The organism is Mycobacterium sp. 852002-51971_SCH5477799-a (assembly GCF_001667145.1).
Taxonomy (GTDB): domain Bacteria; phylum Actinomycetota; class Actinomycetes; order Mycobacteriales; family Mycobacteriaceae; genus Mycobacterium.
This window is the reverse complement of sequence record NZ_LZIF01000118.1, coordinates 107,162-123,632: the sequence shown is the minus strand read 5'-3', so window position 1 is coordinate 123,632 and position 16,471 is coordinate 107,162. Positions and strand designations below refer to the sequence as shown.

The 16,471-nt window shown below is 68.4% G+C and carries 15 protein-coding genes; 12 read left to right on the top strand and 3 right to left on the bottom strand.

Going from position 1 to position 16,471, the window contains the following annotated elements; genetic code table 11:
* Positions 1–38: 38 nt before the first annotated feature.
* From pyrR to pyrF, 7 genes are read left to right on the top strand one after another with little or no spacing between them, the layout of a single operon-like run.
* Positions 39–611 (top strand): bifunctional pyr operon transcriptional regulator/uracil phosphoribosyltransferase PyrR, encoded by a 573-nt coding sequence (pyrR, locus tag A5753_RS21270; protein ID WP_067132958.1) that lies wholly within the window; start codon positions 39–41, stop codon positions 609–611.
* Positions 608–1,579 (top strand): aspartate carbamoyltransferase catalytic subunit, encoded by a 972-nt coding sequence (locus tag A5753_RS21265; protein WP_067132955.1) that lies wholly within the window; start codon positions 608–610, stop codon positions 1,577–1,579. Before pyrR ends, A5753_RS21265 begins: the two co-directional genes overlap by 4 nt.
* Positions 1,576–2,868, top strand: coding sequence for a dihydroorotase (locus tag A5753_RS21260; RefSeq protein ID WP_067132952.1), 1,293 nt, complete (start codon positions 1,576–1,578; stop codon positions 2,866–2,868). The genes A5753_RS21265 and A5753_RS21260 overlap by 4 nt, the downstream gene beginning before the upstream one ends.
* Positions 2,865–3,368: a transporter gene (locus A5753_RS21255; protein WP_067132949.1), complete on the top strand. Its 504-nt coding sequence runs from the start codon at positions 2,865–2,867 to the stop codon at positions 3,366–3,368. Before A5753_RS21260 ends, A5753_RS21255 begins: the two co-directional genes overlap by 4 nt.
* Positions 3,365–4,486: a glutamine-hydrolyzing carbamoyl-phosphate synthase small subunit gene (gene carA / locus A5753_RS21250; protein ID WP_067132946.1), complete on the top strand. Its 1,122-nt coding sequence runs from the start codon at positions 3,365–3,367 to the stop codon at positions 4,484–4,486. Before A5753_RS21255 ends, carA begins: the two co-directional genes overlap by 4 nt.
* Positions 4,486–7,851, top strand: a complete 3,366-nt coding sequence (carB, locus tag A5753_RS21245; protein WP_067132943.1) for a carbamoyl-phosphate synthase large subunit — start codon at positions 4,486–4,488, stop codon at positions 7,849–7,851. The genes carA and carB overlap by 1 nt, the downstream gene beginning before the upstream one ends.
* Positions 7,848–8,672, top strand: coding sequence for an orotidine-5'-phosphate decarboxylase (gene pyrF, locus A5753_RS21240; protein ID WP_067132940.1), 825 nt, complete (start codon positions 7,848–7,850; stop codon positions 8,670–8,672). The genes carB and pyrF overlap by 4 nt, the downstream gene beginning before the upstream one ends.
* A 14-nt stretch (positions 8,673–8,686) precedes the next feature.
* Here the strand turns inward: pyrF and A5753_RS21235 are convergent, their stop codons facing one another.
* On the bottom strand, positions 8,687–9,109 hold the full coding sequence (locus A5753_RS21235; protein WP_067132938.1) for a molybdopterin-binding protein: 423 nt from the start codon (positions 9,107–9,109) through the stop codon (positions 8,687–8,689).
* A gap of 886 nt (positions 9,110–9,995) precedes the next feature.
* Here A5753_RS21235 and mihF point away from each other — a divergent pair.
* The 5 genes from mihF (at position 9,996) to metK (ending at position 13,973) form a co-directional block, all read left to right on the top strand.
* On the top strand, positions 9,996–10,310 hold the full coding sequence (mihF, locus tag A5753_RS21230) for an integration host factor, actinobacterial type (protein ID WP_067132935.1): 315 nt from the start codon (positions 9,996–9,998) through the stop codon (positions 10,308–10,310).
* A 33-nt stretch (positions 10,311–10,343) separates the two neighbouring features.
* On the top strand, positions 10,344–11,003 hold the full coding sequence (gene gmk / locus A5753_RS21225) for a guanylate kinase (RefSeq protein ID WP_156656186.1): 660 nt from the start codon (positions 10,344–10,346) through the stop codon (positions 11,001–11,003).
* A 65-nt stretch (positions 11,004–11,068) separates the two neighbouring features.
* Positions 11,069–11,395 (top strand): DNA-directed RNA polymerase subunit omega, encoded by a 327-nt coding sequence (gene rpoZ, locus A5753_RS21220; RefSeq protein WP_007774376.1) that lies wholly within the window; start codon positions 11,069–11,071, stop codon positions 11,393–11,395.
* Between the two features lie 20 nt (positions 11,396–11,415).
* Positions 11,416–12,666, top strand: coding sequence for a bifunctional phosphopantothenoylcysteine decarboxylase/phosphopantothenate--cysteine ligase CoaBC (gene coaBC / locus A5753_RS21215; RefSeq protein ID WP_067132929.1), 1,251 nt, complete (start codon positions 11,416–11,418; stop codon positions 12,664–12,666).
* 95 nt (positions 12,667–12,761) lie between these two features.
* Positions 12,762–13,973, top strand: a complete 1,212-nt coding sequence (gene metK / locus A5753_RS21210) for a methionine adenosyltransferase (protein WP_067132926.1) — start codon at positions 12,762–12,764, stop codon at positions 13,971–13,973.
* Here metK and A5753_RS21205 read toward each other — a convergent pair.
* Complete coding sequence (locus A5753_RS21205; RefSeq protein WP_067132923.1) at positions 13,957–15,477, bottom strand: NAD(P)/FAD-dependent oxidoreductase; 1,521 nt, start codon at positions 15,475–15,477, stop codon at positions 13,957–13,959. The two genes, metK and A5753_RS21205, sit on opposite strands and share 17 nt — an antisense overlap.
* 10 nt (positions 15,478–15,487) lie before the next feature.
* Positions 15,488–16,450, bottom strand: a complete 963-nt coding sequence (locus A5753_RS21200) for an alpha/beta hydrolase (RefSeq protein ID WP_067132920.1) — start codon at positions 16,448–16,450, stop codon at positions 15,488–15,490.
* Positions 16,451–16,471 lie beyond the last annotated feature (21 nt).

Below are 16,471 nucleotides of genomic sequence, written 5' to 3'. Positions count from 1 at the left end.
ATCCGTCCGGCGAGGCGGAGAAGGAGGTCAAGTTTCGTATGGGTGCTGCGGGCGACACCGGCATGGGCAGCGATTCCCGGGAGTTGATGTCGGCGGCCGATGTGAGCCGCACCATTTCCCGCATTGCACATCAGATCATCGAAAAGACCGCGCTGGACGCCCCGGACGCGCCCCGGGTGGTCTTGTTGGGCATCCCGACCCGCGGTGTCATCCTCGCCAACCGCCTGGCGACCAACATCGGCGAATACAGCGGCGTCGAAGTCGGTCACGGCGCCCTAGACATCACGCTCTACCGCGACGACCTGATGCAAAAGCCGCCGCGGCCGCTGGAAGCCACCTCGATCCCGGCCGGCGGCATCGACGACGCGTTGGTGATCCTGGTCGACGACGTCTTGTACTCCGGCCGCTCCGTGCGTTCCGCGCTGGACGCGCTGCGCGACGTGGGCAGGCCGCGGGCGGTGCAGCTGGCGGTGCTGGTCGACCGCGGCCATCGCGAACTGCCGTTGCGAGCCGACTATGTGGGCAAGAACGTCCCCACCTCACGCAGCGAGAGCGTGCGCGTGCTGCTGAGCGAGAACGACGGTGACGACGGGGTGGTGATCTCACGATGACGCGCCATCTGCTGGCCGCCGGCGACCTGAGCCGCGACGACGCCACCGCCATCCTCGACGACGCCGACCGGTTCGCGCAGGCGCTGGTGGGCCGCGAGATCAAGAAGCTGCCGACGCTGCGCGGGCGCACCATCGTCACGATGTTCTACGAGAACTCGACCCGCACCCGGGTCTCCTTCGAGGTTGCGGGCAAGTGGATGAGCGCCGACGTGATCAACGTCAGCGCGTCCGGATCGTCGGTGGGCAAGGGGGAGTCACTGCGCGACACCGCGTTCACGCTGCGCGCCGCCGGCGCCGACGCGCTGATCATCCGGCACCCGGCTTCGGGCGCCGCGCATCTGCTCGCGGACTGGACCGGCGCGAAGGAGGATGGCGGGCCGTCGGTGATCAATGCCGGCGACGGCACCCATGAGCACCCGACCCAGGCACTGCTGGACGCGCTCACCATCCGCCAGCGCCTCGGCGGCATCGAAGGCCGTCGCATCGTGATCGTCGGCGACATCCTGCACAGCCGGGTGGCCCGCTCCAACGTGATGCTGCTGGACACCCTGGGCGCCGAGGTGGTCCTGGTCGCGCCGCCGACGCTGCTGCCGGTCGGGGTCGAGGGCTGGCCGGTCACCGTATCCAACGACTTCGACGCCGAGCTGCCCGCCGCCGATGCGGTGCTGATGCTGCGGGTGCAGGCCGAGCGGATGAACGGCGGCTTCTTCCCGTCGGTGCGCGAATACTCCTCGCTGTACGGCCTTTCCGATCGCCGCCAGGCGATGCTGCCCGGCCATGCCGTGGTGCTGCACCCCGGGCCGATGCTGCGCGGCATGGAGATCGCTTCGTCGGTGGCCGATTCGTCGCAATCGGCTGTGTTGCAACAGGTTTCCAATGGTGTCCACGTGCGAATGGCAGTGCTGTTCCATGTGCTGGTCGGCACCGAGTCTGCGGAGCGGACGGGTAGTAAAGAGGGTGTTGCGTGAGCGTGCTGCTGCGCGGGGTTCGGTTGTACGGCGAGGGCGATCGCGTCGATGTGCTGGTCGATGACGGCCAGATCGTCGACATCGGCCGGGGTCGCGAGATCCCCGAGACGGCCGACGTGATCGATGCCACCGATCACGTGCTGCTGCCGGGCCTGGTGGACTTGCACACCCACCTTCGCGAACCCGGGCGCGAATACGCCGAGGACATCGAAACCGGCTCGGCTGCAGCGGCTTTGGGTGGATACACCGCGGTGTTCGCGATGGCCAACACCAACCCGGTCGCCGACAGCCCGGTGGTCACCGACCACGTGTGGCATCGCGGCCAGCAGGTCGGCCTGGTCGACGTGCATCCGGTGGGCGCCGTCACCGTCGGGCTGGCCGGCAAAGAGCTCACCGAGATGGGCATGATGGCGGCCGGGGCGGCGCAGGTGCGGATGTTCTCCGACGACGGCATCTGCGTGCACGACCCGCTGGTGATGCGCCGCGCCCTGGAATACGCCACCGGCCTGGGCGTGCTCATCGCCCAGCACGCCGAGGAGCCGCGGCTGACCGTCGGCGCCGTCGCCCACGAAGGACCGACCGCCGCCCGGCTGGGCCTGGCGGGATGGCCCAGGGCGGCCGAGGAATCGATCGTCGCCCGTGACGCGCTCCTGGCCCGCGATGCCGGTGCCCGGGTGCACATCTGCCACGCCTCCACCGCGGGCACCGTCGAAATTGTGAAATGGGCCAAGGGGCAAGGCATCTCGATCACCGCCGAGGTCACCCCGCACCATCTGATGCTCGACGACAGCAGGCTGGCCAGTTACGACGGGCAAAACCGGGTCAACCCACCGCTGCGTGAAGCCGCCGACGCGATGGCGTTGCGCCAAGCGCTGGCCGACGGTGTCATCGACTGCGTGGCCACCGACCACGCCCCGCACGCCGAGCACGAGAAGTGTGTGGAGTTCTCCGCGGCGCGTCCCGGCATGCTGGGGCTGCAGACGGCGCTGTCGATCGTGGTGCAGACGATGGTCATCCCGGGGCTGCTGACCTGGCGGGACGTTGCCCGGGTGATGAGTGAGAACCCCGCACGCATCGTGGGCCTGCCGGATCACGGGCGGCCGCTCGAGGTGGGGGAGCCCGCCAACCTCACGGTGGTGGATCCCACGGCGTCATGGACCGTCGCCGGGTCCGACCTTGCCAGCCGGTCGGCCAACACGCCGTACGAGGCGATGGCCCTGCCCTCCACGGTGACCGCAACGCTGCTACGCGGCAAGGTCACCGCCCGAGATGGGAAGTCCCCGGCATGAACTCGGGCACGCTGGTGGGATCGCTGATCTTCGCCGCCGTGGTGGTGGTGGTGATCACGGTGGTGATCCAGCTGATGATGCGGACGTGGCACCGTCGTTCCCAGCAGCAGGCGGAGCTGATCGGGGCGTTGCCCGAGATCCCGGACCAGGTGGGGGCGGCGACCATCACCACCCGCGGGCACTACTGCGGCTCCATGATGGCGCCGGGCTGGCACGAGCGGATCGCGGCCGGCGATCTCGGTTTCCGCAGCAGAGCGGTGCTGACCCGCTACGCCGGGGGCATCATGGTGGAACGCGTACGAGCCCAACCGATTTGGATCCCCCGAGACTCGATCACCGAGATCCGCATGGAGCGCCGGATGACCGGCCGGATCGGGATACTGGCGATCCGTTGGCGGCTGCCGTCGGGTGTCGAGATCGACACCGGCTTCCGGGCGAATCACCGCAACGAATACGACGGCTGGCTCAAATCGCAGCATGAGGAGGAGCGGCGCCCGTGAGTAAAGCGCAATTGGTACTCGAAGACGGCCGCGTCTTCACCGGCACACCATTCGGCAAGGTCGGCCAAACACTGGGCGAGGCCGTCTTTTCCACCGGTATGTCCGGCTACCAGGAGACGCTGACCGATCCCAGTTACCACCGGCAGATCGTGGTGGCCACCGCGCCGCAGATCGGCAACACCGGCTGGAACGGCGAGGACGCCGAGAGCCGGGGCGACAAGATCTGGGTCGCCGGCTACGCGGTGCGCGATCCGTCGCCGCGGTCGTCGAACTGGCGGGCCACCGGAACGCTGGAGGACGAACTGGTCCGTCAGCACATCGTGGGGATCGCCGGCATCGACACCCGCGCGGTGGTGCGGCATCTGCGCACCCGCGGCTCGATGAAGGCGGGGGTGTTCTCCGGTGACGCGCTCGCCGATACGGACGAACTATTGGCGCGGGTGCGCGGTCAGCAGTCCATGCTGGGGGCCGACCTGGCCGGCGAGGTCAGCACGCCGGAGACCTACATCGTGGAACCCGAAGGCTCACCGCGGTTTACGGTGGCCGCGCTGGACCTGGGGATCAAAACCAATACGCCGCGTAACTTCGCCCGTCGCGGCGTCCGGACCCATGTGCTGGCATCGTCGGCGACCTACGAGCAGATCGCCGACCTCAAGCCCGACGGCGTCTTCTTGTCCAACGGCCCCGGCGACCCCGCCACCGCCGATCACATCGTCGCGGTCACCCGCGAGGTGCTGGGCGCCGGAATCCCGCTGTTCGGCATCTGTTTCGGCAATCAGATCCTGGGCCGGGCGCTGGGACTGTCCACCTACAAGCTGGTGTTCGGCCACCGCGGCATCAATATCCCGGTGATCGACCACGCCACCGGCCGGGTGGCCGTCACCGCCCAAAACCACGGCTTCGCGCTCGAGGGCGAGGCCGGCCAGTCCTTCGACACGCCGTTCGGCCAAGCGATCGTCAGCCACACCTGCGCCAACGACGGAGTAGTCGAGGGCGTCAAACTCGCTGACGGGCAAGCCTTCTCGGTGCAGTACCACCCGGAGGCCGCGGCCGGCCCGCACGACGCGGAGTACCTGTTCGACCAATTCATCGAGCTCATGGCAGGGGAGGGCAGCTAGTGCCACGTCGCACCGACCTCAACCACGTGCTGGTGGTCGGCTCGGGGCCGATCGTCATCGGGCAGGCCTGCGAGTTCGACTACTCCGGCACCCAGGCCTGCCGGGTGCTGCGCGCGGAAGGCCTGCAGGTCAGCCTGGTCAACTCCAACCCGGCCACCATCATGACCGACCCGGAGTACGCCGACCACACCTACGTCGAGCCGATAACCGCCGCATTCGTCGAGAAGGTGATCGTGCAGCAGGCCGAGCGCGGCAACAAGATTGACGCGCTGCTGGCCACCCTGGGCGGGCAGACCGCGCTCAACACCGCGGTCGCGCTGTACGAAAACGGGGCGCTGGAGCGCCACGGCGTGGAACTCATCGGCGCCGACTTCGACGCCATTCAGCGCGGCGAGGACCGGCAGATGTTCAAGGACATCGTCGCCAAGGTGGGCGGTGAATCCGCCCGCAGCCGAGTGTGTTTCACCATGGAAGAGGTTCGCGAAACGGTCGAGGAGCTCGGCCTGCCGGTCGTGGTGCGGCCCAGCTTCACCATGGGCGGCCTGGGCTCGGGGATGGCGCGATCCGTCGACGAAGTCGAACGCATGGCCGGCGCCGGGCTGGCCGAAAGCCCGAGCGCCAACGTGCTGATTGAGGAATCGATCTACGGGTGGAAGGAATTCGAGCTCGAGCTGATGCGCGACGGCAACGACAACGTGGTCGTGGTGTGCTCGATCGAGAATTTCGACCCGATGGGCGTGCACACCGGTGACTCGGTCACCGTCGCGCCGGCGATGACGCTGACCGACCGGGAATACCAGCGGATGCGCGACCTGGGAATCGCGATCCTGCGCGAGGTCGGCGTGGACACCGGGGGCTGCAACATCCAGTTCGCGATCAACCCGTCCGATGGCCGGCTGGTCGTCATCGAGATGAACCCCCGGGTGTCACGGTCGAGTGCCCTGGCATCCAAGGCCACCGGCTTCCCGATCGCCAAGATCGCCGCCAAGCTGGCCATCGGCTACACCCTCGACGAGATCGTCAACGACATCACCAAGGAAACGCCGGCCTGTTTCGAACCCACCCTGGACTACGTGGTGGTCAAGGCTCCGCGCTTCGCGTTCGAGAAGTTCCCGGGCGCCGATCCCACCCTGACCACCACCATGAAATCGGTCGGTGAGGCAATGTCGTTGGGCCGCAACTTTATTGAGGCGCTCGGCAAGGTGATGCGGTCGCTGGAGACCACCCGCGCCGGTTTCTGGACCAAACCTGATCCCGACGGCGACGTCGACGAGGTGCTGACCCGGCTGCTGACGCCGACCGAGGGCCGGCTATACGACATCGAACTGGCGCTGCGCCTGGGCGCTTCGGTGGAACGGGTCGCCGAGGTCAGCGGTGTGGACCCGTGGTTCGTCGCGCAGATCGGCGAGCTGATCGAGCTGCGTGCCGAGTTGATCGCCGCCCCGGTGCTCGACGCCGACCTGTTGCGTCGTGGTAAGCACAGTGGGCTGTCGGATCGCCAGATCGCCGCGCTGCGGCCGGAATTGGCCGGCGAGAACGGCGTGCGCTCGCTGCGCGAGCGGCTGGGTGTGCACCCGGTCTACAAGACGGTTGACACCTGTGCGGCCGAGTTCGAGGCGAAGACGCCGTATCACTACAGCAGCTACGAGCTGGATCCCGCGGCCGAGACCGAGGTGGCGCCGCAGACCGAGAAGCCCAAGGTGTTGATCCTGGGGTCGGGGCCCAACCGCATCGGCCAGGGCATCGAATTCGACTACAGCTGTGTTCACGCGGCAACGACGTTGAGCCAGGCCGGTTTCGAGACCGTGATGGTCAACTGCAACCCGGAGACGGTGTCCACCGACTACGACACCGCCGACCGGCTGTACTTCGAACCGCTGACCTTCGAGGACGTCCTCGAGGTGTTCCGCGCCGAGCAGCAGTCCGCGGGCGACGGCGCCGGTGTGGTCGGGGTGATCGTGCAACTGGGCGGCCAAACTCCGCTCGGGCTGGCCCAGCGCCTCGCCGACGCGGGGGTGCCGATCGTCGGCACGCCGCCGGAGGCCATCGACCTGGCCGAGGACCGCGGCGCCTTCGGCGACGTGCTCACCGCGGCCGGCCTGCCGGCGCCGAAGTACGGCACCGCAACCACTTTCGCGCAGGCCCAGCGGATCGCCGAAGACATCGGCTACCCGGTGCTGGTGCGGCCGTCCTACGTGCTGGGCGGGCGGGGCATGGAGATCGTCTACGACGAGGAGACGCTGCGCGGCTACATCACCCGCGCCACCGAGCTCTCGCCCGAGCACCCGGTGCTCGTCGACCGCTTCCTCGAGGACGCGGTGGAGATCGACGTGGACGCGCTGTGTGACGGCGCCGAGGTGTACATCGGCGGCATCATGGAGCACATCGAGGAGGCCGGCATCCACTCCGGTGACTCGGCGTGCGCGCTTCCGCCGGTCACCTTGGGCCGCAGCGACATCGAGAAGGTCCGCCGCGCGACCGAGGCCATCGCACACGGCATCGGCGTGGTGGGCCTGCTCAACGTGCAGTATGCCCTCAAAGACGACGTGCTCTACGTCCTGGAGGCCAACCCGCGCGCCAGCCGCACGGTGCCGTTCGTGTCCAAGGCCACCGCGATCCCGCTCGCCAAGGCCTGTGCCCGGGTCATGTTGGGCGCCAAGATTTCCCAGCTGCGCGAGGAGGGGTTGCTGGCGTCGTCCGGCGACGGCGCCCACGCGGCCCAGAACGCCCCGATCGCGGTCAAGGAGGCGGTGCTACCGTTCCACCGGTTCCGCCGGGCTGACGGCTCGGGCATCGACTCGCTGCTGGGTCCGGAGATGAAGTCCACCGGCGAGGTGATGGGAATCGACCGCGACTTCGGCAGCGCCTTCGCCAAGAGCCAGACCGCCGCCTATGGGTCGCTGCCCGCGCAGGGCACCATCTTCGTGTCGGTGGCCAACCGGGACAAGCGATCGCTGGTTTTCCCCGTCAAACGGCTGGCCGACTTGGGATTCCGCGTGCTGGCCACCGAGGGGACCGCGGAGATGTTGCGCCGCAACGGCATTCCCTGCGACGAGGTGCGCAAGCATTTCGAGGACCCGCAGCCGGGCCGCCCCGAGACGTCGGCGGTCGACGCGATCAAGGCCGGTGAGGTCGACATGGTGATCAACACGCCATATGGCAACTCCGGGCCACGCATCGACGGTTATGAAATTCGTTCGGCCGCCGTGTCGGTCAACATTCCCTGTGTCACCACGGTGCAGGGCGCCTCGGCCGCCGTCCAGGGCATCGAGGCGGGCATCCGCGGCGACATCGGCGTGCGCAGCCTGCAAGAGCTGCACAGCCAAATCGGTCAGGGCGGCTTGCCCGGTCATGGGGACCGGTGACCGGCTTCGGCGTTCGCCTCGCGACGGCGAAAGCGGAACGCGGGCCGCTGTGTGTGGGCATCGACCCGCACCCCGAGCTGCTGCGCGCCTGGGACCTGCCCACGACCACCGACGGGCTGGCCGCGTTCTGCGACATCTGCATCGAGGCGTTTTCCGGATACGCCGTCGTCAAGCCGCAGGTCGCGTTCTTCGAGGCCTACGGTGCCGCGGGATTCGGGGTGCTGGAACGCACCATCGCGGCCCTGCGATCGACCGGGGTGCTGGTGTTGGCCGACGCCAAACGCGGCGACATCGGCACGACGATGGCGTCCTATGCCGCCGCCTGGGCGGGTGATTCACCGCTGGCCGCCGACGCCGTGACGGCCACCCCATACCTAGGGTTCGGCTCGCTGCGCCCGCTGTTGGAGACCGCGGCGGCGCACGACCGCGGGGTGTTCGTGCTGGCGGCCACTTCCAACCCCGAGGGCGCCACGGTGCAGCGAGCCGCCTTCGACGGCCGCACGGTGGCCCAGCTGGTCGTCGACCAGGCGGCGGTGGTGAACCGGTCGGCGACCCCGTCCGGGCCGGGATATGTCGGCGTGGTCGTCGGCGCGACGGTGTTGCAGGCGCCCGACCTCAGCGCGCTGGGCGGTCCGGTCCTGGTGCCCGGGCTCGGCGTGCAGGGCGGGCGGCCCGAGGCGCTCGCCGGGCTGGGTGGGGCGGAACCCGGGCAGCTGCTGCCCGCGGTGGCCCGCGAGGTGCTGCGGGCCGGCCCGGACGTGGCGGAGCTGCGTGCCGCGGCCGATCGCATGCTGGATGCGGTGGCCTACCTGGCCGTGTGAGCTGGGCAGTACACCTAGTCGGACGCCAATGCGGCGCTGGGCCGCGCGGTTTCGACGATGACGGTGGTGGCCTTGACGACGGCCACCGCGACGCTGCCGGGACGCAGCTGCAATTCCTCGGCGGCTTCGGTGCTCATCAGCGAGACGACGGTGAACGGACCGCACTGCATCTCCACCTGGGTCATCACCTTGTCGCTGACCACCGACGTGACCAGCCCCACGAAGCGGTTGCGGGCCGAGCTGCCGATGCTGAGCGGGTCCGCCGGCGGGGCGGGCGCGTTGGTGCGGGAGAAGTGGGCCAGGTCCTCGCTGGCGATCACCTTCCGGCCGGCGGCATCGTGACTGACCGTCAATGTGCCCTGGTTGATCCAGCGCCGCACGGTGTCGTCGCTGACTCCCAGCAGCTCAGCCGCCTGGCGAATTCGCAGGTTGGACACCGGTCGATCGTATCGGATTTCGCACTGCCGATTAGCTGAAACATGGCGGAGACCGGCTGTTCATCCGCAATTACGGTATTTAAGACGGTGTGAGCCCGCTAGTGCGGAGATAGCTGGATCGTTCGACCGGATCCACGGAAACGGGCAACAGGCCTCTCCGCGCGTGCGGCCGCGGTGGCGAATCTCCGCGCCCGAAGATGCTGGGGCTCTTGGTGATTAGCGAGAGACGCCGATGTTCTGCGGCGAGGGACGGTGCCGGCGTCCGAATGGGTGGCCCGCCCGCCGGCGCGAACACCCCGAGCGGCGAAGGGCGTCCGTCGCACGGGCGGCCAGTCCGCCCTGTGTTCGAATTCCCGCGATAGCTGCGTCGGTTGCTGGAGATCCGTGCGCGACGTGCGGGCAGCACGCAGGGCGCCCCGGGGCCCGGCGAAAGCCCCCCGGGACCGGCTGAGACCCGAGCGCGGCGTCCAACGCCGCGTTGGCCTGCCGTTTGACCGAACGACGCGACACGCGCGACACGCCGCAACAAATCGGTGATCCCTCGCACCGGGCGTCAGGGCCACCCGCCAGCGCCTGTTCCGGGCCACCCGGCCGGCCCGACCTACGTCGCCGCCGGGAGACAAAACCGCAGCTCGATGGCCTATAGGCGCGCTGAAACGGGGCTGGTGACGACGCCCCGACGGTGCAACACGCGACCGCCGCCGACCTCCGTCAGAGCGCCGCTTTGGCCGGTCCCACGCCGGTCCATGCTGGGACTTTGCCCCCTTAAGCAGGGGGCCGGGTTAGATTTCGTCAGAAGGCCTGAGTACGGTCGTCTGCGCTGGCAGAAGTGCCGGCGAGACAAAATGAGATCGATTGAAATTGATTGATCAGATACGGAGGAATCGTGGCCCTTCCCCAGTTGACCGACGAGCAGCGCGCGGCCGCGTTGGAGAAGGCGGCTGCCGCACGTCGAGCGCGAGCAGAGCTGAAGGACCGCCTGAAGCGTGGCGGCACCAACCTCACCCAGGTGCTCAAGGACGCCGAGACCGACGAAGTCCTGGGCAAGATGAAGGTTTCCGCGCTTCTCGAGGCGTTGCCCAAGGTGGGCAAGGTCAAGGCGCAGGAAATCATGAACGAGTTGGAGATCGCCCCGACCCGCCGTCTGCGGGGTCTCGGTGATCGTCAGCGCAAGGCCCTGCTGGAAAAGTTCGGCTCCTAACCGAGCCGTGGGCGCACCGGCCCAGGAGCGCCCGTGAGCGCCGGCGGGGGACCGGACGCCCAGCACGGGACACGTCCTGAACCATCGGGTAACGGACGTGTGGTCGTGCTGTCCGGTCCCTCAGCGGTCGGCAAGTCGACTGTGGTCCGATGCCTGCGTGAGCGGGTGCCGGATCTGCATTTCAGCGTCTCGGCCACGACCCGGGCCCCGCGCCCCGGCGAGGTCGACGGCGTCGATTACCACTTCGTCACCCCCGCCCGCTTCCAGCAGCTCATCGACGAAGGTGCGCTGTTGGAGTGGGCCGAGATCCATGCCGGACTGCATCGATCGGGCACCCTGGCCGAGCCGGTTCGGGCCGCCACCGCCCGCGGATTCCCGGTTCTGATCGAAGTCGACCTGGCCGGGGCCAGGGCCGTGAAGAAGGCGATGCCCGAGGCCCTGGCGGTCTTTTTGGCGCCGCCCAGCTTTGAGGATCTCGAGGCCAGGCTCATCGGCCGCGGCACCGAGACACCCGAGGTCATGCACCGGCGGCTGGAGACCGCCCGCACCGAAATGGCGGCCCAAAAAGACTTCGATCGCGTGGTCGTGAACAGCGAATTGGAGTCAGCCTGCTCCGAATTGGTATCCTTGCTGGTGGGAAACGCGCCGGGCCGCCATGACCCGTCTGGCCAGACCACCTCCCAGCACGATTGACCACGAGTTTTTCACTATCTTTCAGCGGCGACGAGCCGCTCCAATGCGCCAGGAGATTGACCTAAGTGAGCATTCCGCAGTCCGACGCGGCACTGGCCGCCGTCCCCGACCGGTTCGATCCGTCCGCCGGGGGACCGGGCGCATACGACACCCCGCTGGGCATCACCAACCCGCCCATCGACGAGTTGCTGGACCGCGTTTCGAGCAAGTACGCCCTGGTGATCTACGCCGCCAAGCGAGCCCGTCAGATCAACGACTACTACAACCAGCTCGGCGAGGGCATCCTGGAATACGTCGGTCCGCTCGTCGAGCCGGGGCTGCAGGAGAAGCCATTGTCGATCGCGATGCGCGAGATCCACGGCGACCTGCTCGAGCACACCGAGGGCGAGTAACCGGCCGGGCCGGGCGCGCTGTGGACCGCAAGCGGATCATCGTCGGCGTCTCGGGCGGTATCGCCGCCTACAAGGCGTGCACTGTCGTTCGTCAGCTCGCCGAGGCCGGTCATTCGGTTCGCGTCATCCCGACCGAGTCCGCGCTGCGTTTCGTCGGGGCGGCCACATTCGAGGCGCTGTCCGGCCAGCCGGTGCACACCGGCGTCTTCAATGACGTGCCCGAGGTTCCGCACGTCCAGCTCGGCAAGCAGGCCGACCTGGTCGTGGTGGCGCCGGCCACGGCGGACCTGCTGGCGCGGGCGGTGCACGGCCGCGCCGACGATCTGCTGACCGCCACCCTGCTCACCGCGAGATGTCCGGTGCTGTTCGCGCCGGCGATGCACACCGAGATGTGGCTGCACCCGGCCACCGTCGACAACGTGGCCACGTTGCGCCGCAGGGGAGCGGTGGTGCTCGAACCCGCCGCCGGGCGGCTCACCGGAACGGACAGCGGGTCGGGCCGGCTACCCGAAGCCGAAGAGATCACCACCTTGTCCCACCTGTTGCTGGAACGCCAGGACGCACTGCCCTACGACCTCGCCGGCTGCAAGATGCTGGTAACGGCCGGCGGCACCCGCGAACCGGTCGATCCGGTGCGCTTCATCGGCAATCGCAGCTCCGGCAAGCAGGGCTATGCGGTGGCGCGGGTGGCTGCCCAGCGGGGCGCCGAGGTCACGCTGATCGCCGGGCATACCGCGGGGCTGATCGATCCCGCGGGCGTCGAGGTGGTCCACGTCAGCTCGGCCGAGCAACTGGGCGACGCCGTCGCCAAGCACGCCTCCGAGGTGGACGTGCTGGTGATGGCCGCCGCGGTCGCCGACTTCCGGCCGGCCCGGGTTGCGGCCGCCAAGATCAAAAAGGGCCCGAAGGATCAGGATCGGCCGCCCACGATCGAGTTGGTCCGCAACGACGATGTGCTGGCCGGCGCCGTGCGGGCACGCGCCAACGGCGAGCTGCCCAACATGCGCGCCATCGTGGGATTCGCCGCCGAGACCGGGGACGCCAACGGGGACGTGCTGTTCCACGCCCGGACGAAGCTGCGCAACAAGGGATGTGATCTGTTGGTCGTCAACGCGGTGGGCGACGGCAGAGCTTTCGAGGTGGACAGCAACGATGGCTGGCTGCTGGCGGCCGACGGTACCGAGTCGGCGCTGCAGCACGGCTCCAAGACTTTGATGGCCAGTCGTATCGTGGATGCGATCGCCGCGTTCCTGCACGGGGACAGCGGGTAACGCGGTCGAGTTCATCTCGGCACCGGACCAGGTGCTGGCGGGCCGACGCCAGTCGATATAATTCGGCTAACTAACTAATTGGAAGGATCGGCATTGTGAGCGAAAAGGGTCGCCTGTTTACCAGTGAGTCGGTGACTGAGGGACATCCCGACAAGATCTGTGACGCGATCAGCGACTCGGTCCTCGACGCCTTGCTGGCGGAGGACCCGAGCTCACGTGTCGCGGTCGAGACGCTGGTGACCACCGGACAGGTGCACGTGGTCGGCGAGGTGACGACGACGGCCAAAGAGGCTTTCGCCGACATCACCAACACGGTCCGCGCGCGCATCCTCGACATCGGCTACGACTCGTCCGACAAGGGGTTCGACGGGGCGACCTGCGGCGTGAACATCGGTATCGGCGCTCAGTCGCCCGATATCGCCCAGGGCGTCGACACCGCCCACGAGGCGCGAGTGGAGGGCGCCGCGGACCCGCTGGACGCCCAGGGCGCCGGCGACCAGGGCCTGATGTTCGGGTACGCGATCAACGACACCCCGGAGCGGATGCCGCTGCCGATCGCGCTCGCCCACCGGCTGTCCCGCAAGCTCACCGAGGTCCGCAAGAACGGCACGCTGCCGTACCTGCGGCCGGACGGCAAGACGCAGGTCACCATCGAGTACGAGGACGACGTTCCGGTCCGGCTGGACACCGTGGTCGTGTCCACCCAGCACGCAGACGGCATCGACCTGGAGAAGACGCTGGACCCCGACATCCGGCAGCATGTGCTCACGACCGTGCTGGACGAGCTGGCCCACGACACCCTGGACTCGTCGGCGACGCGGGTGCTGGTCAACCCGACCGGCAAGTTCGTCCTCGGCGGCCCGATGGGCGACGCGGGCCTGACCGGCCGCAAGATCATCGTCGACACCTATGGCGGCTGGGCCCGCCACGGCGGCGGGGCCTTCTCCGGCAAGGATCCATCCAAGGTGGACCGTTCGGCGGCCTACGCGATGCGCTGGGTGGCCAAGAACATCGTCGCCGCCGGGCTGGCGGAGCGAGTCGAGGTGCAGGTGGCCTACGCCATCGGCAAGGCCGCCCCGGTCGGGCTGTTCATCGAGACGTTCGGCACCGCGACGGTCGACCCGGTCAAGATCGAGAAGATCGTTCCGGAGGTGTTCGACCTGCGGCCTGGCGCGATCATCCGCGACCTGGACCTGCTGCGCCCCATCTATGCGCAGACCGCCGCGTACGGGCACTTCGGCCGCACCGACATCGAACTGCCCTGGGAGCAGCTGAACAAGGTCGACGACCTCAAGCGCGCGATCTAGGGCCGGGTAAGCCGGTGAACCGGTAGTCGTTCAGATTGAACCGCCGGCTGCGCCAGTACACCTCCGGGGTGGTGCCCGGACGCAATGGCACGTCACCGTTCTTGTCGAAGTAGTAGCTGTTGGCCAGCTTGCAGCTGTCTTGCCAGAAGATCTGCCGGTGCCGTCGGCGCATCATCTCGGCGAAGTAGCGGTCGTTGGCCTCCTGGCTGACCTCGACGCGGGTCGCGCCGACGCGCTTGGCCCGCTTGAGGCAGCGCACGATGTGATGTGTCTGCGCCTCGATGAGCGCGAAATACGAAGAGCCGACGTAACCGTAAGGGCCGAACACGGTGAACAGGTTGGGGAAGCCGGGCACGGTGACACCCTCGTAGGCCTGCAGCCGGTGCTCATCCCAGAACCGGCTCAACGACTTTCCGCCGCTTCCGGTCACCGCGAACGTGGGCACGTTGTCGGGGTCCATCACCTTGAAGCCGGTCGCCAGAATCAGCACGTCGATCTCATGGCTCTCGCCATCGGTGGTGGCCACCGCGTCGGGCGTGACCTTGTCGATCGGTTCGGTGACCAGCCGCACGTTGTCGCGGTTGAACGTGGCCAGGTAACCGTTGTGGAAGCCGGGGCGTTTGCAGCCAACGGCATACTTCGGCGTGAGCTGCTCGCGCACGGCCGGATCCCGAACCTGTTGCCGCAGATAAGATTTGCCCAGCGCCGCCATCCTCTTGGCCAGCGGGATGACCGTGAAGTAGTGCGCCGAGATGGGGAAGGTGAGCTCCACGTAGGCCTGGCTGAGCAGGCGCTGCACGAACTTGCCGCCGGGGATTCGCATCGCCCAGCGCGCGGGCGTGGGCAGCGGGACGTCGAACTTCGGGAAACACCAGATCGGCGTGCGCTGAAATACCGTGAGCGACGAGACGATTGGCGCGATTTCGGGGATCACCTGCACGGCCGACGCGCCGGTCCCGATCACCGCGACTCGCTTGCCGCGCAAATCCTGGCCGTGGTCCCACCGCGCGGTGTGCATGGTGATGCCGCCGAACGAGTCCACGCCGTCGATATCGGGCAGGTTGGGCACCGTCAGCACGCCGCAGGCGCTGATCACAAACCGTGCCGTGATTTCGCCCGAAGGGTCGGTCTGCACCCGCCACAGGCCGCGTTCGTCGTCGAACTCGGCGGCTTGCACCTTGGTGTTGAAGCGGATTCGCGATCGGATGCCGTATTTGTCGGCGCAGTGTTCGGCGTAGGCCTTGAGTTCTCGGCCCGGCGCGTAGGTGCGCGACCAATGCCGGCTCTGCTCGAAGGAGAACTGGTAGGAGAACGAAGGAATGTCCACGGCGATACCGGGATACGTGTTCCAGTGCCAGGTGCCGCCGACCCCGTCGCCGGCTTCGATCACCAGATAATCAGACAGCTCGGCCCTGTCGAGGTTGATGGCGGCGCCGATGCCGGAGAACCCGGCGCCGATGATCAGCGTGTGGTAGTCGGGGGTTTCGTCGTCGCGCCGGATCATCGGTGCCTGCCTAGGGGTGGAGCGCCTTGTGGAGCGCCGCGAGGCCGCGCTCGGTCGCCTCGGCGGCGGCGGGTATCGCCAGGGCGAAGCTGGCGAACCCGTGCACCAGGGTGGGTTCGTTGGCCAGCTCGACCGGCACGTCCGCCGCGCCCAGCAGCTCGGCGTACCGGGCCCCGTCATCGCGCAGCGGATCGTGTTCGGCGGTGGCGATGTAGGCGGGCGCCAGCCCGGACAGGTCCGCGGCATTGGCCGGAGCCATGGTGGTGGGCAGCGCCTTCGGGTCGGTGAGGTCGAGGTCGGGCACGTACCAGGACAGGAACGCGTCGATGACGTCCCGGTTCAGAATGGGGGCCTCGGCGTTGGCGGTATGCGACGGCAGGGACAGATCCGCGGTGACAGTCGGATACCACAGCAACTGGAAACGCAGTGCCGGGCCGCCGTTGTCGCGGGCCAGCAGCGCCGTCGCCGCGGCGAGGTTGCCGCCCGCCGAATCACCGGCCACCGCGATGTTGTCCGGGTCGCCGCCGAGTTCGGCGGCGTGCTCGCCGGCCCATTGCAGGGCCGCCCAGCAGTCGTCCACGCCCGCCGGGAACGGATGCTCGGGGGCCAGCCGGTAGCCGACAGACACCACGATGGCCTCGGCGCCGACGCAATGCGCGCGCGCGACCGGGTCGTGGGTGTCCAGGTCGCCGAGGCAAAACCCGCCGCCGTGGTAGAAGACGACGACGGGCAACGGCGCGAGGTCGCTGTCGGGCCAGTAGATGCGCACCGGGATGTCGGTGAGCTCGCCGTGGGAGATCGTGCGGTTCTCGATCCGCAGGTCCGGCAGCATTTCCGCCGGCACCTTGAGCAGCCGGAGCCGCTTACGGGCGACCTCGACGCCGTCGGCATCGCGAAAGGTCATCGGATAGGCGTCGAGCAACGCCTTGAAGGTCGGATCGGTCCCGGGGCGGGCGGTGGTCGGCTCGCTCATGCGTTCACCGTACGCCGGGGG